The organism is Glutamicibacter sp. BS14, from assembly GCF_056934375.1.
In genome coordinates, this window is sequence record NZ_CM167801.1 from 1,846,966 (window position 1) to 1,866,546 (window position 19,581).

Consider the following 19,581-nt stretch of genomic DNA (forward strand, 5'->3'; position numbering starts at 1 on the left):
CCTCCAGGAAGTTTTTGACAGGAAACGTCTGCTGAACCAACAATGCCCAATTCAGCAATGGTTGTCTAGGTCACAATTGCCACGCTTGGCTTGGGAAAATGCCACTTGCGCCGGAGCCGCTCCCGACAAGTAGGGTTTGGCTGGGGAATATGATGCGGAACGAAAAATGGATGCGCGGGCGAAGCGAGCCGGGAAATTGCCTGCGACCGGAATAGCGCCCAGTCCAGGTTCAGCGACCCCAACCCGGACCTGCTAAACGTTGCCGAGTCACGGGCACAAGACCGTCTGATCGTTTTTGCTTCGGGAAGCCTGCAGTCGATGCCGGGACTCATCCGGCCTCCGCTGGACCTGCGGTGCCCAAGGCCGCGGTCAACTCGTGGCGCGATTCCGGGGACTGCCAGGTGGAGACAGGGCATGGAAGTCAGGCAATTCGGTTCCGCGTTTTGCCAAGGCTGGAGTCCTGGAAGGTCAAAGCAGGAGCGTGGTGCCCTCGGTGTTGGCGCGAGTACTCGGCGTGGTATCCGGCGAATTGAACACGCCTGATGGAAGTAGCTGCCAATGGGCGGGCTGTACCTAGGCAATGCAAGAATTGATGGAGCATGCTGTACCTTGACGGAAAACTCTGAGAACGGAATAGGCCCAAGTGAGCTTCGCTGACTACGATCCACGACTCATTGCGCTCTACGATACGGATAATCCCGACGGACCGGATCATGACTATTACCGTGCCTTAGCGGCTGGAACCAAAGCGAACCGGATTCTGGATCTCGGCTCCGGCACCGGCCTTTTGACGATTACGCTTGCCATTGCGCAAAGAACTGTCGTTGGAGTTGACCCCTCACCGGTAATGATGGACTACGCCAGACAACGGCCCAACGCTGAGCAAGTCACATGGATTGACGGCGACGCTTCGGCAATCGACGGCGGACCCTTTGACCTGATGGTGATGACCGGCAACGTAGCCCAGCACATCCCGGATCCGCAGTGGGCGCAAACCCTAGAACAACTACGCGCTGCCGCGGCGACCGGGGCCGTGCTGGCCTTTGAAAGCAGGAACCCATCGACTCGCGCCTGGGAGACATGGAATGACGAAGAAGCAGTAACCCGGGACACGCAATTCGGTCCGCTGACCGAATGGTGCGATGCGGAAGAAACCAGCGTGGGACTCGTGCGCTTGACGTCCTATGCCAAGATTGAGCACTCGCAGGAAGTACTGGTCGAAAAGCTGGACCTGGCTTTCCGCAGCGCCGAGCAGATCAGTGCAGATCTAGTTGCCGCAGGGTTCAATATTCGCGCAATTTGGGGTGACTGGCAGAAGAACCGCTTCAACGGAGAGCAACCACTGATGATCTTCGAAGCTGAAGCGATCAGGGGAGTGGACGGGGAAACTGCTCATGGATAGGCAACCTTCCAAGTTGCCGGTTACCCTGCTTTCCATCAAGCATTCAGCGTGCCTGCAACGGCTGATGGAAAGCAACCCGGGATATTCCCAACGTGTCACCGGCGCCGGCCCCGCATCCGACGCCGCAGTTCAGGCATTGAGCGCCCTGCCACCGAAGGCGCAATCCGAGCAGAAAATTGATCTTGGCCTATGGGAAGGCGAAGAACTGGCCGGATTCGCGGATCTGATCGTCGGCTGGCCCAGACCAGATACGGTCTACATCGGATTGCTCATGGTCGATGGTGCCAGGCACGGACGGGGCCTGGGGAAGCAGATCCATGAAGCGGTGCTCGATGTGATCCAGGATCATCCGTTGATCACCGCCTGCCGGATTTCGACAGTCGATGCAAATGCTGCTGAAGTTGAACCGTTCTGGAAGAGCCTTGGTTATGCGCCGACCGGAGAAATCAGCACCTACGCGGTGGGGGACAAGCAGTCATGGGCGCGCACGTGGTCGCGCCCGATCACCAGCATGAGGAAGGAGAACCTTGATGAGTAGGTCCCCGGACAACATTTTGCTGCACCTTCCAGCAGGGCAGGAGCAGCAAGTGCAGGAGGTCTTTGCCCAGTTGGAGATGCGCGGCTTCCCCACCCAACACCAGACTCCGCATATCACCATTACCTTTTCGCCCAGCATGAGCGAGGTCGTGACGCAGCGGGCGGCAGAATTACTGCCTGCGCTCATCCCCGCGAGCTTCCAACGGGTGGGCACTATTGTCTTTGGCACGAAGCGCAAGCAGACGGTTGCGTGGCTGCTGGAAACCACGGATGCCTTGGAAATGGCAGCCCGGGAAATCAGCGCGCTGAATCCCGATGGGCGGGGACCGCGGTGGACGCCGCACCTGACCATGGGGTTGCGGCTGCCACGCGAAATTGTTCCCGACTATATCCGGGCACTTGATGAGCTGGCCTCAACACAGCTCAGGGAACTGATTGCCTGCCGGGCAGCCTTGTGGAAGCCGCGAATTCCCGAACTGACGCTCCTTGCCGGAGCAATGCAGCAGGAAAACCGCGACTAGCTGGCCGTAGTCCGTTGCTCTTTGGCAGAAGCGCGCATGATGCGCAGATAGCCGAAGCCGACAAATAAATGCAGCACCGTACCGGCAGTCAAAATGGCTACGCCCGGGGTTGCCAGCACCGAAAAATCGGGGATCCTGCCACACGCCACGCAGGCCAGCCCCAGCATCATGATGGCGGTGCGGATCTTTCCCAGCCACGTGGAAGCCGGCGGGGAGCCCAGGCGCAAGAAGAAATAGGTGCACAGCAGGATCAGGTCGGTGATGAAAATGGCCAGGCCAACCCATAAGGGGATCGCCCCATTGGCCACCAGGGCGATCGCGATAGCCACGATGCCCAAACGATCAGCTATGGGATCCAGCAGGACGCCCAGATGCGAAACCTGATTGAACTTGCGGGCAATAAACCCGTCAACCCAGTCGCTCAGGCCGAAGGCAAGAAGCAGAACCGCTGTCAGTGCCGGTTCGGTATCGGCCAGCAAATAGCCGACGATGGGAACCACCAGGAGAAAGCGAATAATCGTGATGGCGTTCGGAATCGTCGCCCACTCATGTTTGCGTACCGCGCGCGTTTCCACTGCTTTCCCCTTTCCCTTAGTTGAACGATGACGCACTGCGTCGCAATATACAAGGGTGCGGGGCATCTGGCCTGCAAATATGATCCGTCCAGCGTACCGGTGCAGTGAGATTGTTAACGAACTGCGGGGGCCGTCCCGAAGGACGACCCCCGCAGCCAAAGCTAAAGGGCAGGGTGCAGAATTAGCCCTGCTCAAGGAGCTGGAAGCTTACGCCACCCTGCTCATCCACCGCCGCGTCGAGTACTTTGCCCTCCAAAGCGTCGGCAATCGCTTCATCCACGTAGACTGGGCTGCCTTCGGAAGCCACGACGCCGTCGGTGCTTTCGGGAGCGGGGACAATCTGCAGGCCGAAAGCGGCATCTTCCGGGTGGGTGCTGTCTGCCTGCATGATGCGCAGACCAGCGGTTTCTTCCTCGGCCTGGTTGGTGACGATCGCGGTCACGATCGATGCTGCTTGGTCGGTCAGTGCGAGCACGAGGCTCTCCTTCCGGTTGAGGACATACCAAGTTCAGGGCATGTGGGTGCCACGATTCCAAAAAACGCAACGAATCTCAACACCGCTTAACAGCTGCGCAACATGCTTGGACTTGAACCCCGCCAGCCCGATAGGGTTCGCCCCAACACATAGACTGGCGTTACCCTGCAAAGGAGAAATAATGCGCGATGCTCAGGCAGCCAGCGGCAGGAGTACCGCTGGGCACGGAATACGCTTGGCTGATTTTCAACCGCAGGACTTGCCTGCAATCCATGCCTTTGCCGCTGACCCAGTGGTGTGCCAGTACTCGACATGGGGACCCAACCAACTGGCCGACACCCGGGAATTTCTCGCCGATGCACTGCTCGAGCAACCGCATAGGGTCCTGCAGGCGGTCATGCTCGGTGATGTTCTCATCGGTTCAGCGTCGGTGTGGGTCACCGACCGGAAAGCCAAGGCAGGGGAGATCGGCTACACCCTGAATCGAGAATACTGGGGAAACGGATACGCCGCCGAAACCGCTGGACTCCTGCTCCGTCGGGGATTCGAGGATCTTGGTTTGGAACGGATCAGTGCAACCTGCGATGCGAGAAACGCAGCTTCCATCCGAGTCCTTGAAAAGACCGGATTCAAGCTGGAAGGACGCCGGGTTGAAGATCCAGACAGTGACGCCGCACGGGCTGAAACCCTGATCTTCAATATTGGCCGAACCTAGCCCTGGGCAGTCTCCTTGCAGGTATATTGGCAGCAACAGTGACGAGGAAGGCCCAGATGAGACTCCATCACGTTCAGTTGCCGATGCCACGCGGCCAGGAAGCTGAAGCCCGCCGGTTCTACGGTGAAGCCCTGGGCCTAGGCGAAGTCCCCAAGCCGCCTTCCCTTGCCGGCAGGGGAGGTTGCTGGTTCCGCGCTTTCAACGCAGATGCCGTTGTGGCGGAAATCCATCTGGGCATAGACGATCCATTCATTCCAGCCAAGAAAGCGCATCCTGGAATGGTCTGCGACTCGGTAGAGGAGTGGGAAACCCTCGCTGGCCGTATCGATTCCATGGGCTATGAACTGTCTTGGGCAGAGCGCGAAACCTTTGAAGGATATCTGCGGTTCCATGCCCGCGACGGTTTCGGGAATCGTCTGGAAATCATGACCCCATCTAGCTAGCGCAAGTACTATCCGGTCAGGAGCCATCGTGGAACAATCCAGCTTTGCAGCAACCAGGGACCATCCCGTGCCAGACGACGTTGCGCGGTTGCTTGCCACCGTTCCTGAATGGTTTGGCCAACCTGAATCAAACGCAGAGTACATCCAGTCCGCGCGGACCAAGGAAACCTGGACCGTTCGCAATGCCCAAGGCGCAGTGCTCGGTGTGCTCTTGGCAGAACGGCACTACCACCACTCCGTTGAGATCCATCTGATGGTGGTCGACCGTGGATACCACGGCGGTGGAATCGGTTCGGCTTTGTGCGCAGCCATTGAAGCCGAGGCGCTCGCCGGCGGAGTGCAGCTCTTGCAGGTCAAGACCCTGGGTCCTTCGCACCCGGATGCCGGCTACGCGAAAACTCGGCGATTCTATGAAAAGCAGGGCTTCCTTCCCCTGGAGGAAACTAGCCTCTGGGGAGCTGGGACGCCCTGCTTGACCATGGTTAAACCGCTACCTGGCAAGTAGCAATAGGATTGAAATGATGCCTGGTTCCAGCGCTCATGCCGAATCCTGGGAGTTCATCTTCCAGTTGTTTCCATCGTGGACTCCGAGCCGTAGACTGGGTGGATTCCGTCACGACTCTAGGAGATATCCTTGACTGAAATTTCAGCTCTCGCCCAGAACCTCGCCAAGCAGCACGCCTCAGGTGAACTGCTGGTCATGCCAACCGTGTGGGATGCCTTCAGCGCCAACATCGCGGCATCCGCTGGCTTCGCCTCGCTGACTGTCGGAAGCCACCCCGTCGCCGATGCCTTGGGCAGTGAAGATGGCGAGAAGATGGACTTCGCAGACTATCTGGCCGCGGTTCAGCGAATCACCAGCAGTGTCGATGTGCCGGTCAGCGCTGACGTTGAATCCGGCTACGGCCTGGATCCGAAGGAACTCTTCGAACGCGTTGCGGCAGCGGGCGCTGTCGGCGTGAATATCGAAGATGTTCTCCACCGTGAAGGCGGCCGTGTCCGTGAACGCCATGAGCATGCGGACTACATTAACGGCGTCCGCCAAGCAGCAGATGCAGCAGGCATCGAATTCGTGATCAACGGACGCACCGATGCAGTGAAGCTGGCCGATAAGTTCGCAGACCCGCTGGGCGAGGCAATCGAGCGCATCAAGCTGATGGAGCAGGCTGGTGCGCGTAGCGTGTATCCGGTGGCCCTGGCCAATGCCGATCAGGTTGCTCAGGTCGTGCAAGCAGTCAGCATTCCGGTGAACGTGACGGCCCACCCAGTCAACGCGCACCCGGCCGGTGACCTCGCAGCCTTGCGTGAGCTAGGGGTTCGTCGCGTGAGCTTCGGACCGCTGTGGCAAATGTGGTTGGCGGAGATGTCCGGCAAGCAGCTCGGAGCTTGGCTCTAGGCCTTCCCCGGATCAGGCAGTGCGCGCCAGGCGGGCGACGGCCGCACGCTGGTTGCATCGAGGAACGGCAACCCGGGCACAGCCCGGCACCTCTCAGGACATTTGTGTTCTGTGAATAGTTGGAAAATCTGCCGTCAGGGTATTTAGCCTTGGCGGCAGGCTCCGGCATTGCCGGGACTGGCCCGCACCAAACGGGTGTCAAGGGCCCCTGGCTTTCCGCAGCCGAATTAGTTGCTGATGCCGTAGGCCTTGCTGATGCTCTGGTTGCTTTGAAGTGTTTCGAGCATGAACGCGGCAAGATCATCACGCGTGATGCTTCCACCCAGCCGGCCTGGTTCACCAACTTGCAGTGCGGTCCACTTGCCGAGGGCAGGCTTGCTGCCCAATCCGGTGGGGCGCACAATGCTCCAATCCAAGCCAGAATCTTCCACTAGCTTTTCCTGCTCGGTGTGGTCGGCCAAAGGCTTGGCCAATAGCATTTTGGAGATGAGACCGATGACGCCGGGAAGTTGCGAACCGGAGTTTCCGGCGCCCAGGGAAGACTGGATCAGCAGGCGCTGGGGACCGTTCGCCTGCATCGCGTGGATAACACTGCGTGTCACGCTGGTGCGGGCATTTTTCCTTCCCTTGCTGCCACCCACGGTGATAGCTACGGCGTCGGCGCCGGCAATCGCCTGCACCGCGAATTCAGGATCAGAGGCATCGCCGTTGAGCTGTTTTATTTGCCCATGCGCGGTGCGGGAACCGCTTCGCGAGACGACGGTAACTTCATGGGATGCCTGGCGAGCGAGTTTAGCCAGCGCAGCGCCGGTTCCGCTGTTGCCACCGATAATAACGAGTTTCATGAGTTCTTTCCTTGAAGCGTGAAGGCATCAGGTGCCCCGCACTATTCTCCCGCAATACGGTTGAGAGTTTTCATCAGTTTCTTGAAGGTGCGCTGGCCACTCTCCGACAGGCACACGAGGGTGATGCCGTAGCGGTCTTTGCGTTCCTTTGACAGGTGGATTAGTTCACGATTTTCCAGATCCTTGAGGATCTTTGAAAGGTCGGCGGTGGACAGCCCCGTGGCTGCTTGGAGTCCAGCGAAATCCGCCTGTTCTACTTGGCTCAGATGCGCCAGCGTAACGAATCTTTTGGGCGCCAGAAGCAAGGGATCAAGTTCTTGGTAATTCATGGAGCTCAGCGCCGAATTAACAGGAAGAGATAGTAGCCAAGCCACAGCATCGGTGCGAAGCCTCCCAGCAGCAGCGCTTCAGGCCAAGGTGCGGTTTCATGATGGACGATGCTTCGCCAAATAGGCAGGAGCAACCAGGTGGCAAAAATGGCCAGGATCGTGCGGGCACCGGGATAACGCGGTTCATTGATGCGGCGCTGCCGCGCAGCGAACCAGTGATTCGCTGACAATAAGGCAATGATTGCTGGCGCTACGGCGATCCATCCGTATCCGGACAGCGCCAGCAGTCCTGCCGCCAATGATGCGGCAACGACCAAGATCGCTATCGCATGATCGACGGCCTTGAGTTCTCGGCGGGGGCGGTGGGGGACCGAGCCCAGCAGTTGCTGCGCCTTGCCGGGCGATAGCGGGGTGGATGAACTGGAATCTTGGCTCATGCCTCAATCTTTGCAACTAGTTGCAATATTTGCAAGTAGTATTTTGTTTCAATTCCGTATCTGTTCATGCTTTTTATGATCGGACGGTTGAGGAACTGCTATTCTCGGACGGAGCCAGCTAAACCACCCACGGCACCGAGGCACGTCAACATGAATGCTTTTTCTGCTCGATCTGAAACAGCCATGGATCACCGTCGGAGTGCATTCGCGTGGCGACCTGAAGCCGATACGCTCATTGCCTTGGCCACGTTGCTGGCGTTTTCCCTGTGCTACTACGCGGGGACCGCGATTGATAGCCTTTTTCTCTGGCTCGGCATTTTGGTCTTCGGAACCTTTGTCCCTCTCTGGACGGTGCTGCACCGGCGCCGAGAGACTCTTGCAGGGGTGGGGATCACGAGAAAACTCCTGCTGGCATCCCTCGCTATTTCCCTGGTGCTGGGTGCCGGGTCCGCCTACCAGCTGGTCACCTTGGCCAACGCCAGTGGCGCCGATATCGCAAGCCATCTGGCGGCGAACTTCTTGGTCTTGTGGGAACCGTTCTTTGTCTTTGGATGGTTGTATCTGCGGTGGGAACGCGCTTTCGGATGGTTGCCAGCTATTGCGCTGACTGGCCTCGGCTTCATGGTTCAGCACCTCGGTTCGGTTCCGGTGGCAGCTGCAGCAGGATTCGGTGTTTTCGCGATCTTGTTCGCGATTGCCTTTGCCATGATGCGCAACCTCGCGGTGTTGTGGCCGCTGTTCTACCCAGTAGCCAGTGGAATCGGGACCTTGCAGGCTGGGTATTCGATGGGATGGGGCGATGCCGGCATCTCGGCTATCGTACTGGTGCTCCAGCTGGTGATCTTCTGGTGGATCGCCAAGAGGGCCAAAAGCCTGCCTGCAGCCTAGCCCAAGGCGCCAGCGGCATAGGCAGCCTGCCCGACATGGACCGAGGCGTCGTCAATGATCGATACCAAGCGCACCCCACGGGTAACCGCCGGGTCCCAGCTTCGATCAATGATTTCGTCGAGTTCGTCCTCGCGCAGTCTTGAGGCGTAGCCGCCGAGCGCGGAAAAGCACGCCTCCAAATAGTCCAGGAGCAGCTGCTGGTCGTTGACGATGATCGAGCGAGCCTGCTCGGCGCTGTGCCCGAAGCCCATCGAATCGCCGAGCTCGCCCAAATTGAAGCGGTCCCGGAACTGCTCCCAGAGTTCAGGCTGACCGCTCAGCGCCGAGAGCTGGATATCTGCTTCGCGCCCTGAATGCCAGAGAAGCCATGCAATGGAGTTGGGGTGGTTGCCCGGGTGCGCGTTGAGCTGTTCATTGCCCAGCTGCGGAAGCGCGCGTGCCGCGTCAATTGTCCGCTGGGCCAAGTCTGACAGGAGCTCGGAGACTTTCATGATTCCTCGTTCTTCCCGCGATGCCAGTCGCAGGATTCGTTATCGGCAATGAATTCGGCGGCGAGATAGGTGGCAACGGCGGCAGTGTTGTCGCTGGCAGTGCATACCAAGGCGCTGGATGCTCCCATGGATCGCAGTTCTGCAGCGGCCGCCAGGCTGATCGCCGTGCCGTACCCCTGGCCGCGGGATGCCGGATGCACCGCGATGGGCTCCAGCAGCCCTGGCCGTCCGGGACCAGCAGACCAGACCGCTGCGACAGCCAGCGGGTTCATGTCGCTGTCATAGGCGGTCAGGCATTGCCCCTGGGCATAGATGGGAGTACTGGCCATGGTATGCCAGCGCTGCACCGCACGCGCCAAGTCTTCTGCTGAGAAATCGGCGCCGCGAAAGGCATTGAGGTGGACTTCCATCCATTGGCTGGCTTGGGCGGAATCGACCCGCCGAAAGGTAAGCTCCGGCAGATGCACCGGAGTGTCCAGCGAACGGCGCAAGGGAGTCCATGCTTCGCCCGGAACCCACCCGTTGGCCTGCAGGACCTGGCCCAAGGCCGTCGCGCCGCGGGCTTCGATGCTGGCGGATGAGGAAGGGAAGATCCGCTGTTGCGGCGAGAGGAGGTCGGTGTGGATCTGCTCGGCCAGCGGCTGGATGCCGACGTAGTCCGGATGCAGGGCCATTCGCATGAGATCCGGGCCATCGAGCAGGCCAATGGCATAAATCGATTCGCGATCCGCCCAGACCCGCAGGCTTTGCGCAGTGATTTCCAGACCCCGCATTGCGTACCAGCCCACATCCCCGGGATGCAGCTGCAGGGGCAGGCCATCGCGTTGCCAGCTGGCGAGCTCATCGACGAGGTCGGCAACCTGCGCCGCGGCGGGGGTAAGCATTCTAAGGCCCATTGCCCCATTCAATCACTGGGCCTGCCATGGGACAAGAATTCGCGACAGGCAGCGGGCCAGTAGCATCCGCCGGATGCTGCTGGCCCGCTGCCTATGGGCGTGCAAGTTGCATCGGACTACAGGTTGGCGGTGGCCTTCCACGCAGAATACACGGCACCGTGGATGTAGTTGACCGCACTGGCATCGCCGATGACATCGACGCTGAATCCGGCACCGCGCAGCTGATCGGCTACCGGCGCGGCACTGGTGGTGCCATCGGCGTAGATGACCATGTCGGCCGGGGCGCTGAACTGCTCTTCGCCTTCGGTCCATTCCACGGTCTTCTCGGTGATGCGGGTGACCGAGACATTGCGGTGGATCTTGACGCCATGCGCGAGATTCTCCTTGACGGCGGTCCAGCGGCGCGGCATGGCCAGCGGCAAGCCCAGCTGCCGGCTCTCATGGACCAGAGTGACGTTGCGGCCGCGCTCGGCCAGGAACTCGGCCAGTTCCAGTCCCACCAGCGAGCCGCCGATGACTACAACGTCCTTGCCCATCGGCAGCCAGAACTTGGTGAACTGGCGGACGAATTCCGGGGACTTGGTCAAGCCCGAGAGCCGTCCGAGCTTGCCCATGGTGCTCAGCACCAGTCCGGCTTCCTCGGCTGTAGCGGTACCCAGCATCATGGCGCGCAGGGTGTCGCCGGTCTGCACGTTGGGCAGGTCGCCGCCTGGCATGTCCGGCTTCGGGCGCACGGCGCCGGTAGCGACAATGACGTGGTCGGGGTTCAGCCCGCGGATGGTTTCCGCGGTGGCTGGGGTATTGAGCTTCACCGCAACCCGCAGGCGCTTGAGCTCGGATTTCAACCAGCGCAGCAGGCGCTCGTTATCCGGGGTGGTCATGGTGGAGAACCACATGGTTCCGCCCAAGCGGTCGGCCTTGTCGACGATGGTCACCCGGTGCCCGCGCTCGGTGAGCACGCGTGCGCTCTCCATGCCCGCAGGGCCCGCGCCAACGACAACCACATGCTTCGAGGCGCTTGCCGGCTTCAACGGCAGCAGCTTCTCGTTACCCAGTGCCGGGTTCACTGCGCAGAACGGGGTGTCATCGAAGAAGTTCTCCGCCACGCACAGGTAGCAATTGATGCATGGGCGCACCTGGTCAAGCTTTCCGTCGCGCAGCTTGTTGGGAAGCTCCGGGTCGGCCAGCAGCTGGCGTCCCATGGCAGCGAAGTCCACCTTGTTCTGGGCGATCGCCTTCTCGGAAATGTCCGGGAGCATGCGGCCCACGGCGATCACCGGAATGGAAACATGCTTCTTGATCTCTGCGGCATTCTCCAGGTAGGCCCCGACCTTGTTCGGCAGCGGCCCGTCGGTGAAGTTGTCGAAGGGGTTGCGTCCCCAACCGGTCACGTGGATGCCGTCAGCGCCTGCGGCTTCGAACATCTTGGACGCCTCGATGGATTCGGCAAGGTTCAACGCGCCTTCCTGGCCGTATTCCTCTCCGGCTACGCGCACCAGGATCGCCAAGGAATCTCCCACACGTTCCTTGACGGCGGCGATGACCTGGCAGGCCAGGCGGGCACGGTTCTCCAGCGAGCCGCCGTACTGGTCGGTGCGCAGATTATCGCGCTGGTTCAAGAAGACGCCAAGGATGTATCCGTGCGCCGCGTGGATCTCGATGGCGTCTGCTCCGCCCTTGGCTACGCGTTCTGCCGCGTCGGCCCATGCGGCGATCAGCCAGTCGATGTCCTCTTGGGCCATCTCGTGGTAGCTGGCTTGCTTGCCCTTGGTGGCAGCACCCATCTTCGCGAGTTCCTCGGGGGTGCAGTCGGCCAGCGCGCTCATGGAGTAGCTGTAGTCCGGCTTGTTCGGCGCCATGACTGGACGTCCGTTGGCGGTGTCTACGCGCGCTACCTTGCCATGGTGGGTGGACTGGATGCACAGCTTGGAGCCTGCAGCGTGGATGGCGTCGGCCAGTGCCTTGATGCCCGGGATGTATTTGTCCTCTGACAGTCCCGGTTCTTTCATCGAGGCCGCTCCGTAAGGGAAGGCGATAGCGCATGCGCCGGTGATGACAAGTCCGGCTCCGCCGGCGGCACGCGCGACATAGTGGTCGATTTCCGACTGCTCTATTTCACCGCCTTCGGAAACGTTCATGTCCATAGCGGGAAGGACAATGCGGTTGGCGGTGCTCATAGGCCCGATCCGGCCTTCTGACATCAGGTGGGGAAAATCCGTGTTGCTCATGGCAACATAATACCGGCGGAAAATGCTCCAATTTCCGCCAGGAGAATCTTGGAATTGGAATTAATGGCACTAAGATAAACAACTTGCTCAAATTCAAGCATGTCATCATGGTGTTAGAAATTAGCATTGCAACTAATTCTTATGGAAATCCTGCGAAAAGAATTCTTGTTTCCATTGCCTAAGTCAACGATAATCAATTTCCATATGTGGATATTATTGGCCGGTTCAACGAATGCGCGAAGTGACCGGAATCACCCCAGCGGTAAGCTGGAAGCATGTACTGGGAAAATATCGTCTTCGATGCCGAAAGCCCGAAACAGCAAGGGGAATTCTGGGAGGTCCTGCTCAAGTGCCAGATGCTGACCGATAACGCCGACGGCTATGAAACCCGACTGCAGCTGGCCGGACCGCGATACCTGGATTTGTGCTTCCCCGCTGTCCGGAACCCGGACCGTGCTCAACAGCGCGTGCACCTGATCCTCGGATCCGGCACCCATTTCAGCGAACGCCTTGGCGATCGGCACCGGGATGCCATGGAGTCCAGGCTCGATGCCGCAGGCAACGAATTTCTGCTCCGTGCCCACGACCAGGACGCAAGCGGCTTGGTGCTTGAAGCCCTGCAACTGGCCTGCGTTGACCCGGCCGGAGATGCAGAATTCTGGAAGCAGCTGCTGGGATGGGACATCGTTGCGCGGTCTCCAGTGGTTCTGGCTCATCCATCAGGCGCGGGCCCGCGGCTGGTCCTTGTCCGGGAAGCTTCACCCAAGACTGCGGGGAAGAATGCGATCCATCTGGACCTGCGTCTCGAACAGGCCGAGAGCATGGAGGACGCGTTGGGAATCATCTGCGCATTGGGCGGCAAGGAACTGGACCGTCCGTGGGGTACGCTGCCATGGCGGGTATTCCAGGACCGCTCGGGCAATGAATTCTGCGTCCTGGCCCCGTCGGCTTCCAACCGGTGACGGATCCGGCAACGCCCCGAGGCCGCTAAACGCAATTATCGGCACTACCCAAGGAAGAAAGTGCAACCACACCTAGGCAATGAGCACACCGTTGCGGTGATCCCGGGGCAGTCACGCCGCGGGATCGCGGCTCTGGCGCTCCTGCTCGCAACTGCCACCCATTTGCTGGCACAACTGTTCTGGCCTTCGGGGTTGCTGGCGGACGCCACGCAGATCCTGCTGATGCCGCTGTTGGCAGGAACGGTTCTCGCCCTCACCACCTCGCCGCGTGGCACACTGATCCGGCTGGTGCTCATAGCCCTTTTCTTCTCCTGGGTCGGTGACACCTTGCCCCGGTTCATGGACGGCGATTCTGCATTCCTGGCCATGGTTAGCGCATTCCTGGTTGCGCAGTTCTTCTACATCGCCGCTCTGGCAAGATACTGGAAATCTTCGATACTGCGCCATTGGTGGATGCCGCTTCCTTATCTTGCCGCATTTGCCCTGCTGCTGGTCCTCTGCTTACCCGGTGCGGGAGTGCTGCTCGCCCCGGTGATCATCTATGGCTTGGCATTGATGATGATGGCCATCCTCAGTACCGGGCTGGGTCCGATCGCAGGCTTCGGCGGCGCAATATTCTTCCTCTCCGATTCCTTGATCGCACTGCGCTCATTTGCGGATATCGATGTCCCCGGAATGGGATTCTGGATTATGCTCACCTACGTAGCTGGCCAATGGATGATCAGCTACGCTGCGAGCCAGCGCGAGGCACAGGAGAAGAGCACGGTGAAATGCGAGTAGCGCCAAAGAGCAGGATCCCGTTGTTCATGGTGCATGGCAACGGGGTAGACCACCGTATCCTCAAGCCGCTGGAAGCAGAGCTGGCCAACGCGCAGATCTTCGACTTGCACTACGTCGACTTGCCCGGCTTCGGAACCTGTCCACCGCTAGGGAACCCCGGGGGACTGCCAGAACTTGCAAACTGGTTGGAGGAACTGATCAGGCAAACCGCGGGAGAGGGGCCGTTCGCACTGCTGGGCAACTCTCTTGGCGCCTTGCTCTGCCAGGAGATGGCCGACAGGTTTCCCGGCCAGACCCAAGGACTATTCCTCCTGGCCCCAGTGGTCTTTCCCGATGCCTCGCGGCGCACTGTGCCCGAAGCGCAGGTAGTCGTAGAGGATCCCGGGCTGTTGGCCCGGATAGATCCCCGCCAAGCACAGCAATTCTCCGATATTGCCGTGGTGCAATCGCAGCAGGCGTGGCAGAGCTTCGCGCAGTGGGTGCTGCCCGGGCTGGACTGCGCGAACTTGCGCTCTATGGCCAAGCTATCCAAGCGCTACTTCCTGGATCCTCTGCCCGTGGAGCGTAAACGCCAGCTGGATATTCCGGTAACCATCCTGTGCGGGAAACAAGACCACATCACCGGATACCGGGATCCCGAGCAGCTATCGCGCCGGTACCCCTCGATGAGGATCCGCGTGCTTGATTCTGCAGGGCATAACGTGCACCTTGAGCAGCCCGAGCAGGCCGCGGCCGAATTGCGGGACTGGGCCCACCGCACGGGCCGCATGAACGAGCCGGCTTAAGCCGGGGAAAAACCGCATGCTGGTGTGCCGCAACGATCCATGAAAACTTGAGGAATCGCTGGCACCCGGCTACATTTCGAATCAGCAAGTACGGATTCGCTTGAGCATGAAGGAATATGGCATGGAAGAGACTCTCCTGCTGCGCGAGCTGTCGAGCGTGGATGAAGTGCCTGACCTGCTCGACATTTGGCGCAGTTCGGTGGAACGCCGGGGAGACTTCCTCTCGGCTGCTGATATTGATGCGGTGGCCGTCGCCCTGGAAGCTGTCTATAGCCAATCGGTCTCAGTCAGGATTGCCCAGCATGGTCGACGCATTGTTGGCTTTGCGGCATGGAGCAGTACACGCATCGAACTGCTCTGGGTGAGGCACACTGATCGCCAGAAGGGTGTGGGCCGCATACTGCTGGATGAAATCATCGCCAGCATTCCCGGGATCAGCGTTCATCTCGATTGCCAGCGCCAGCCTGCCATTGCGTTCTTTGGCGACTGCGGATTCGTGCCTGTGCCCGGGGAAACTGCATCGTCGCCGCAACGAGTCGTATTGCGCCACGTGTAGTCTTCAGCCTGGATCGTGGCACGATAGTTTCATGAGTGAAAATAGCCGTGAGATCCGTGAAGTCAGCATCGAACGCGTCGAGGCACGCAAGTACAAGGCCACCAGCCTCGAATCGGGAGCCAGCCTAGAATTCGGCCAGGGCGAAGGGTTGCTAACCCCGGTGGAGTTGCTGCTTGCTGCCATCGCAGGGTGTTCCGCAATTGATGTTGATGTGGCGACCACCAGGAGAAGCGAGCCTGAGAAATTCGAAGTCAAAGCGGGCGGCTACAAGGTCTCTGAGAACTCGGCGAGCCGGATGGAGGACATTCATCTTGGTTTCGATTTGAAGTTCCCCGACACCGAGGAAGGCCGCAAGGCAGCCAGCATGGTGGAGCGCATCGTCAAGCTTTCGCATGACAAATACTGCACCGTCTCCCGCACCGTTGAACTGGGTGCTTCCGTGCGGAGCGAAGTCATCAACTAGGTAGCGGGACTTCCGGTAATTGCCGGATTGATAAAGATCAATGGCTGAATCCGCAATAGCTTCCATGGCAATTCACGGGTTTGGACGCAGCCGCGAACTTTCTAATATTGCGTGGATCGGTTGTCGGTAGGGCCTTATTGTTCGGAATTCGTTGAATCCATCGGGATATAGTCAGCTTTTCGCAATTCGAGTGTGAAAGTCCAATGATTCAAGCTGGGAGCATGGGTCTTTGCCCTAGTCAGCGGAGAACCTTCATCGTAGGGTCGGATTGTCCCTACGTTGAAGGAGCAGCAATGCAGTCTGAGAACGTTTTAGGCAATATCGACTGGGCGTCGATGCTACAAAAGGTTGGCATCGCGCTAATCATCCTCATCATTACGTGGCTAGTTGCACGCATAGTTCGTTGGGCTGCCGCCAAACTGGTGAACAGGGTGAAGTTCCTGCAAAGGCAGGGCAATGACGGAGAACAAATAGGCCAATCCCTGGGCAAGGTCGCGGGGTTGATTGTCTGGCTCTTCGGCCTCGTGGCAATCCTGCAAGTCTTCGCTCTATCCGAAGTGCTATCGCCGGTGCAGGGCATGCTCGGCGGCGTCATGGCCTTCATCCCCAACCTCATCGGTGCGGGCTTCATCTTCTTCATTGGCTACGTCATCGCGAATATTGTTCGCCAGCTGCTGAGGACCGGTTTGGGAACTGTCGATTTTAGCGGACTGGTCCGCAAGGTCACCCCAGGCAACGAACCAGTAGATGAAGTTCAGTCTCGCGAATCCCAAGCGAAGATCGTTGACATCATTGCCAACATCGTCTTCGCCTTGATCCTGCTAGTCGTCGCAATATCAGCCCTACAGGTTCTGGGCATCGCGGCAATTTCGGTACCTGCTCAGCAGATGCTGCAGCTGGTCTTCACCGCAATCCCGCAGGTCGTCATGGCCTTGGTGCTCTTGGCCGTGGGTATCCTGATTGCCAAGTTCGTCGGGCAGCTACTTGAATCCTCCCTCCACGGCGTGGGTACCGACACTGTTGTTGCCCAGTGGGGCGTAGTTCCCGAGGGCAAGAGCGCTTCGGGAATCATCGCTGGCATCGTCAAGATTGCTATCGTGCTGTTCTTCGGTGTGATGGCGGCCCAGATGCTGAACTTCCCAGCGATCACCAATATCCTCAATGAGATCCTGGCCTTGGGCGGCAAGATCCTCTTCGGCGCAGCAATTATCGCCGCAGGTTTCGTCATCGCCAACGTCATTGGCCGCTTCTTGGGTGACACTACTGCTTCGAAGATCATCCGCTACACGGCAATTGCGCTGTTCGTGGCGATGGGCCTGAAGTACATGGGTATCGCCGATTCGATCATCAACATGGCCTTCGGCGCAATCGTCATTGGCGCAGCATTGGCAGCGGCTCTGGCCTTTGGCCTCGGCGGTCGTGATGCTGCGGCCCGCACGCTGAAAAAGATGGAGGCCCAACAGACCACCAATGGCCCGGACTCGACGCCACCGGCATCGAGCCCAGGCATCTAACCACGCATCACAAAACCTGAGGGACAGATAAGAAGTCGCGGAATCCAAGACCGGATTCCGCGACTTTTTTGATGCCCGCCAAGCTACTGCTGCGTGCCCCACGGCAAGGGCATGACCGCAGAGCCGCCATCGGTACGCAACCGTGCGTAGGTGTGCACATCGATGCGTTCTCCGGCAACCAGGAATTTGCCCCGTTCGACACCTTCGTGCAGGAAGGCGTTGCTTTCTGCCACATGCTTCGACCCGGGATTATTTGCCCGCAAGCCCAGCTCCAAGCGGTACAGTCCCAGCTCGTCGAACAGGTAATCCACTAAGGTTGCCACGGCGCGGGTGGCCAGCGACCGGCCCCGGTAATTCTGGTTCATCCAATACCAAATCCACGCGTTCCGATTGGCCGGGTCTACCGTACCGCACACCAGTCCCACCAGCCGATCCCGATATGCGACGGCCAACGCCTGCTGGCGTTCCCCGGCCTCCAGCAGTGCGCGCACATACGACTCAGCCTTTTGCGGGGAATCGGCGTCGCCTTGGCGCAACATGTCGGGGTTCGAGGAAAATGCCTCGTAGACCGCTTCGGCATCCGAAAGGCGCAGCCGGCGCACCGAGAATTCACCGTCGGCATGCACGGCTTCCTCCGGTCCTGCGGATGGCTGCGGATGAGCGGCGGCCGTGCCCTGGTGGAAGAGCAGCTGCCAGCGGCCCTGCTCATGGATCCACAGTGAACTGCGTTCGCTGGGGGAACCGGCGAGCAGCTTCCAGCGCAGCAGCACCAGCTGGTCTGAAAGCTGGAGAGCCACCGGGCTTTCGACTTTCAACGCCCCGGCATCCCGTGCCGGCTCCCGGGCCAGCTGGGCAATGATGGCCTCGCGATCATAGACTCGCCCGCTGGCTCCCACCTCGGCGAACCGAGGATGCAAGCGCCGCTGCAATTGCTCCTGGCTATGGCGTTGGCTGGATTCCAAGAGTTCTTGCTCCAACGAGATGATGGTGCTGGATAGCGCAGAACCTTGGGGAAGCACGATAGGGAAGTCATGGAATGCCATGTCAGCAAGTACATCACAGAAGATGACGGAACTGCGTTCAATGAAGTTCGACTTTATGAGCTGCATCATGCTTATAATCGCTGTAATCCGCGGGAGCCTGAATCGACCAGGCTGAGAGGGCACCGAGCCGACCGCTACACCTGATGCGGGTCATGCCGCCGTAGGAAGGAAGCGTGCCCTTGTGCATGTCAACATTGTTGGCGCCGGGATAATCGGCCTGGCCGTCGCGTTCGAGCTGGAATCACGCGCACACACCGTCACCCTCATCGATCCGGCACCCGGCCAAGGTGCAAGCTACGCGGCAGCAGGAATGCTGGCCCCGGCAGCTGAAACGGTCTGGGGCAATGGCCCGCTGCACCAGCTGCTTGCCGCCTCGAATGCCGCCTATCCGCAGTTCATCGAGCGCATCGAATCGGCCACCGGGCAACGCCCGGACTACTTGCAGAACTCCACGCTCGTTGTCGCCGCAGAGCCTGCGGACCGCGAAGCCCTGCACGAGCTGGCCGAACTGCAGATATCCCTCGGCCTGTCAGCGCAAAAGCTGCTGCCCAGCCAAGCCCGCAAGCTCGAACCAGCCTTGGCCGCCAATATTGCCGGCGCGGTCCTGTGCCAAGATGACCACCAGGTCGACCCTCGATCCATCGTCAAGATCCTGTTGGAGCATCTGCGTCCGCACCTGGTCGAGGAACGGGCGCAGGCACTGGTGACCGACGGGAAGCGGACCACCGCTGTGCGGACCGCATCGGGCCGAATCCTCGAAGCGGAGCAGACCATCGTGGCCACCGGTCTTGGCACCCTCGATGGCTTGAACGAACTTCCGCTGCGCCCGGTCTACGGGGACATCCTCCGGATCCAGGGACCAGCAGGCCCGCCGCTCATCACCCGCACCATCCGCGGCATCGTGCACCGGGAACAGGTGTATCTGGTGCCGAGAAGGGACGGCAGCCTCGTCCTTGGCGCCAGCGTCCGTGAAGACCGGCAACAAGCGGTGAACATTGGCGCGATGCACCTGCTGCTGGACAACGCGAGAAAGCTGGTCCCCGGCATCAGCGACTGCACGCTGAACGAGGCAACGGCCCGGGCACGTCCCGCCACGCCAGATGACCGGCCGCTGCTTGGACGCCTTGATCCAGGGCTGCTGCTCTGCACCGGGTACTCCCGGCACGGCGTGCTGCTGGCTCCGCTGGGCGCAACGCTCACTGCGGATCTCGCCCACGGCCACCAATCCCACCCCTTGCACCAGGCTGTGGATCCCCACCGCTTTGCCAACGCAACCTAGACCGCTCACCGAACGGAGCAG

The 19,581-nt window shown here is 60.0% G+C and carries 24 protein-coding genes and 1 riboswitch; of the genes, 15 read left to right on the forward strand and 9 right to left on the reverse strand.

Features of this window, described 5'->3' with window-relative positions; genetic code table 11:
- Positions 1-643: 643 nt before the first annotated feature.
- The 3 genes from AC1Z36_RS08775 to AC1Z36_RS08785 are packed head-to-tail and all read left to right on the forward strand — an operon-like array spanning position 644 to position 2,460.
- The gene (locus tag AC1Z36_RS08775; RefSeq protein WP_105657567.1) at positions 644-1,402 is read left to right on the forward strand and encodes a class I SAM-dependent methyltransferase; all 759 of its coding nucleotides are present in this window, start codon (positions 644-646) and stop codon (positions 1,400-1,402) included.
- On the forward strand, positions 1,395-1,940 hold the full coding sequence (locus AC1Z36_RS08780) for a GNAT family N-acetyltransferase (protein WP_105657566.1): 546 nt from the start codon (positions 1,395-1,397) through the stop codon (positions 1,938-1,940). Before AC1Z36_RS08775 ends, AC1Z36_RS08780 begins: the two co-directional genes overlap by 8 nt.
- A complete protein-coding gene (locus AC1Z36_RS08785) occupies positions 1,933-2,460 on the forward strand; it encodes a 2'-5' RNA ligase (RefSeq protein WP_105657565.1) in 528 nt (175 codons plus the stop codon). Before AC1Z36_RS08780 ends, AC1Z36_RS08785 begins: the two co-directional genes overlap by 8 nt.
- On the opposite strand, the gene AC1Z36_RS08790 is transcribed toward AC1Z36_RS08785, so the two are convergent.
- Positions 2,457-3,035 carry a CDP-alcohol phosphatidyltransferase family protein gene (locus tag AC1Z36_RS08790; RefSeq protein ID WP_181148846.1) on the reverse strand — a complete coding sequence of 193 codons (579 nt, stop codon included), beginning with the start codon at positions 3,033-3,035 and terminating at the stop codon, positions 2,457-2,459. The genes AC1Z36_RS08785 and AC1Z36_RS08790 overlap by 4 nt on opposite strands.
- 181 nt (positions 3,036-3,216) lie before the next feature.
- The gene (locus tag AC1Z36_RS08795) at positions 3,217-3,510 is read right to left on the reverse strand and encodes a Fe-S cluster assembly protein HesB (RefSeq protein ID WP_105657563.1); all 294 of its coding nucleotides are present in this window, start codon (positions 3,508-3,510) and stop codon (positions 3,217-3,219) included.
- A 235-nt stretch (positions 3,511-3,745) separates the two neighbouring features.
- Between AC1Z36_RS08795 and AC1Z36_RS08800 the strand changes: the two genes are divergently transcribed.
- From AC1Z36_RS08800 to AC1Z36_RS08815, 4 genes are all read left to right on the forward strand, one after another.
- Complete coding sequence (locus AC1Z36_RS08800) at positions 3,746-4,225, forward strand: GNAT family N-acetyltransferase (protein WP_286134189.1); 480 nt, start codon at positions 3,746-3,748, stop codon at positions 4,223-4,225.
- Positions 4,226-4,281: 56 nt separating this feature from the next.
- Positions 4,282-4,668 (forward strand): VOC family protein, encoded by a 387-nt coding sequence (locus tag AC1Z36_RS08805; RefSeq protein WP_105657561.1) that lies wholly within the window; start codon positions 4,282-4,284, stop codon positions 4,666-4,668.
- A gap of 67 nt (positions 4,669-4,735) precedes the next feature.
- Positions 4,736-5,173 carry a GNAT family N-acetyltransferase gene (locus AC1Z36_RS08810; RefSeq protein WP_332489190.1) on the forward strand — a complete coding sequence of 146 codons (438 nt, stop codon included), beginning with the start codon at positions 4,736-4,738 and terminating at the stop codon, positions 5,171-5,173.
- A gap of 129 nt (positions 5,174-5,302) precedes the next feature.
- Positions 5,303-6,064, forward strand: a complete 762-nt coding sequence (locus AC1Z36_RS08815; protein ID WP_105657559.1) for an isocitrate lyase/PEP mutase family protein — start codon at positions 5,303-5,305, stop codon at positions 6,062-6,064.
- A 227-nt stretch (positions 6,065-6,291) separates the two neighbouring features.
- Here the strand turns inward: AC1Z36_RS08815 and AC1Z36_RS08820 are convergent, their stop codons facing one another.
- The 3 genes from AC1Z36_RS08820 to AC1Z36_RS08830 are packed head-to-tail and all read right to left on the reverse strand — an operon-like array spanning position 6,292 to position 7,675.
- On the reverse strand, positions 6,292-6,909 hold the full coding sequence (locus AC1Z36_RS08820) for an NAD(P)-dependent oxidoreductase (RefSeq protein WP_483561944.1): 618 nt from the start codon (positions 6,907-6,909) through the stop codon (positions 6,292-6,294).
- A 41-nt stretch (positions 6,910-6,950) separates the two neighbouring features.
- On the reverse strand, positions 6,951-7,238 hold the full coding sequence (locus tag AC1Z36_RS08825; protein WP_105657557.1) for a transcriptional regulator: 288 nt from the start codon (positions 7,236-7,238) through the stop codon (positions 6,951-6,953).
- A gap of 5 nt (positions 7,239-7,243) precedes the next feature.
- The gene (locus tag AC1Z36_RS08830; RefSeq protein ID WP_105661531.1) at positions 7,244-7,675 is read right to left on the reverse strand and encodes a hypothetical protein; all 432 of its coding nucleotides are present in this window, start codon (positions 7,673-7,675) and stop codon (positions 7,244-7,246) included.
- A gap of 183 nt (positions 7,676-7,858) precedes the next feature.
- Between AC1Z36_RS08830 and AC1Z36_RS08835 the strand changes: the two genes are divergently transcribed.
- Entirely contained in the window at positions 7,859-8,563 is a 705-nt protein-coding gene (locus AC1Z36_RS08835) for a hypothetical protein (RefSeq protein ID WP_105657555.1), read from the forward strand.
- On the opposite strand, the gene AC1Z36_RS08840 is transcribed toward AC1Z36_RS08835, so the two are convergent.
- The 3 genes from AC1Z36_RS08840 to AC1Z36_RS08850 all read right to left on the reverse strand — a co-directional run bounded on the left by AC1Z36_RS08840 (position 8,560) and on the right by AC1Z36_RS08850 (position 12,178).
- A complete protein-coding gene (locus tag AC1Z36_RS08840) occupies positions 8,560-9,054 on the reverse strand; it encodes a DinB family protein (RefSeq protein WP_105661530.1) in 495 nt (164 codons plus the stop codon). The two genes, AC1Z36_RS08835 and AC1Z36_RS08840, sit on opposite strands and share 4 nt — an antisense overlap.
- Positions 9,051-9,950 (reverse strand): GNAT family N-acetyltransferase, encoded by a 900-nt coding sequence (locus tag AC1Z36_RS08845; RefSeq protein WP_105657553.1) that lies wholly within the window; start codon positions 9,948-9,950, stop codon positions 9,051-9,053. Before AC1Z36_RS08845 ends, AC1Z36_RS08840 begins: the two co-directional genes overlap by 4 nt.
- 116 nt (positions 9,951-10,066) lie before the next feature.
- A complete protein-coding gene (locus AC1Z36_RS08850; protein ID WP_483561945.1) occupies positions 10,067-12,178 on the reverse strand; it encodes an oxidoreductase in 2,112 nt (703 codons plus the stop codon).
- A 275-nt stretch (positions 12,179-12,453) separates the two neighbouring features.
- Here AC1Z36_RS08850 and AC1Z36_RS08855 point away from each other — a divergent pair, with 275 nt between their 5' ends.
- The 6 genes from AC1Z36_RS08855 to AC1Z36_RS08880 all read left to right on the forward strand — a co-directional run bounded on the left by AC1Z36_RS08855 (position 12,454) and on the right by AC1Z36_RS08880 (position 17,238).
- Entirely contained in the window at positions 12,454-13,140 is a 687-nt protein-coding gene (locus AC1Z36_RS08855) for a VOC family protein (RefSeq protein WP_105661528.1), read from the forward strand.
- Positions 13,141-13,200: 60 nt separating this feature from the next.
- A complete protein-coding gene (locus AC1Z36_RS08860) occupies positions 13,201-13,920 on the forward strand; it encodes a lysoplasmalogenase (protein WP_219844348.1) in 720 nt (239 codons plus the stop codon).
- Positions 13,911-14,705 (forward strand): alpha/beta fold hydrolase, encoded by a 795-nt coding sequence (locus AC1Z36_RS08865; protein WP_181149016.1) that lies wholly within the window; start codon positions 13,911-13,913, stop codon positions 14,703-14,705. Before AC1Z36_RS08860 ends, AC1Z36_RS08865 begins: the two co-directional genes overlap by 10 nt.
- A gap of 121 nt (positions 14,706-14,826) precedes the next feature.
- Positions 14,827-15,261, forward strand: coding sequence for a GNAT family N-acetyltransferase (locus AC1Z36_RS08870; protein ID WP_181149015.1), 435 nt, complete (start codon positions 14,827-14,829; stop codon positions 15,259-15,261).
- Positions 15,262-15,292: 31 nt separating this feature from the next.
- Positions 15,293-15,724: an OsmC family protein gene (locus AC1Z36_RS08875; RefSeq protein ID WP_105661525.1), complete on the forward strand. Its 432-nt coding sequence runs from the start codon at positions 15,293-15,295 to the stop codon at positions 15,722-15,724.
- Between the two features lie 293 nt (positions 15,725-16,017).
- Positions 16,018-17,238, forward strand: a complete 1,221-nt coding sequence (locus AC1Z36_RS08880; protein ID WP_483561947.1) for a mechanosensitive ion channel — start codon at positions 16,018-16,020, stop codon at positions 17,236-17,238.
- A gap of 83 nt (positions 17,239-17,321) precedes the next feature.
- Here the strand turns inward: AC1Z36_RS08880 and AC1Z36_RS08885 are convergent, their stop codons facing one another.
- A complete protein-coding gene (locus AC1Z36_RS08885; RefSeq protein WP_181149014.1) occupies positions 17,322-18,281 on the reverse strand; it encodes a GNAT family N-acetyltransferase in 960 nt (319 codons plus the stop codon).
- A gap of 79 nt (positions 18,282-18,360) precedes the next feature.
- Positions 18,361-18,465, forward strand: a riboswitch (TPP riboswitch).
- Between AC1Z36_RS08885 and thiO the strand changes: the two genes are divergently transcribed.
- A complete protein-coding gene (gene thiO, locus AC1Z36_RS08890; protein ID WP_105661579.1) occupies positions 18,463-19,560 on the forward strand; it encodes a glycine oxidase ThiO in 1,098 nt (365 codons plus the stop codon). It overlaps the preceding riboswitch by 3 nt.
- Positions 19,561-19,581: the final 21 nt, after the last annotated feature.

Coding starts and splice junctions, on each gene's coding strand:
- AC1Z36_RS08780 (WP_105657566.1), top strand. CDS start 1,395: ATGGATAGGCAACCTTCCAAGTTGCCGGTTACCCTGCTTTCCATCAAG.
- AC1Z36_RS08785 (WP_105657565.1), top strand. CDS start 1,933: ATGAGTAGGTCCCCGGACAACATTTTGCTGCACCTTCCAGCAGGGCAG.
- AC1Z36_RS08805 (WP_105657561.1), top strand. CDS start 4,282: ATGAGACTCCATCACGTTCAGTTGCCGATGCCACGCGGCCAGGAAGCT.
- AC1Z36_RS08820 (WP_483561944.1), bottom strand. CDS start 6,909: ATGAAACTCGTTATTATCGGTGGCAACAGCGGAACCGGCGCTGCGCTG.
- AC1Z36_RS08825 (WP_105657557.1), bottom strand. CDS start 7,238: ATGAATTACCAAGAACTTGATCCCTTGCTTCTGGCGCCCAAAAGATTC.
- AC1Z36_RS08830 (WP_105661531.1), bottom strand. CDS start 7,675: ATGAGCCAAGATTCCAGTTCATCCACCCCGCTATCGCCCGGCAAGGCG.
- AC1Z36_RS08835 (WP_105657555.1), top strand. CDS start 7,859: ATGGATCACCGTCGGAGTGCATTCGCGTGGCGACCTGAAGCCGATACG.
- AC1Z36_RS08840 (WP_105661530.1), bottom strand. CDS start 9,054: ATGAAAGTCTCCGAGCTCCTGTCAGACTTGGCCCAGCGGACAATTGAC.
- AC1Z36_RS08845 (WP_105657553.1), bottom strand. CDS start 9,950: ATGGGCCTTAGAATGCTTACCCCCGCCGCGGCGCAGGTTGCCGACCTC.
- AC1Z36_RS08850 (WP_483561945.1), bottom strand. CDS start 12,178: ATGAGCAACACGGATTTTCCCCACCTGATGTCAGAAGGCCGGATCGGG.
- AC1Z36_RS08855 (WP_105661528.1), top strand. CDS start 12,454: ATGTACTGGGAAAATATCGTCTTCGATGCCGAAAGCCCGAAACAGCAA.
- AC1Z36_RS08865 (WP_181149016.1), top strand. CDS start 13,911: ATGCGAGTAGCGCCAAAGAGCAGGATCCCGTTGTTCATGGTGCATGGC.
- AC1Z36_RS08870 (WP_181149015.1), top strand. CDS start 14,827: ATGGAAGAGACTCTCCTGCTGCGCGAGCTGTCGAGCGTGGATGAAGTG.
- AC1Z36_RS08875 (WP_105661525.1), top strand. CDS start 15,293: ATGAGTGAAAATAGCCGTGAGATCCGTGAAGTCAGCATCGAACGCGTC.
- AC1Z36_RS08880 (WP_483561947.1), top strand. CDS start 16,018: ATGCAGTCTGAGAACGTTTTAGGCAATATCGACTGGGCGTCGATGCTA.
- AC1Z36_RS08885 (WP_181149014.1), bottom strand. CDS start 18,281: ATGGCATTCCATGACTTCCCTATCGTGCTTCCCCAAGGTTCTGCGCTA.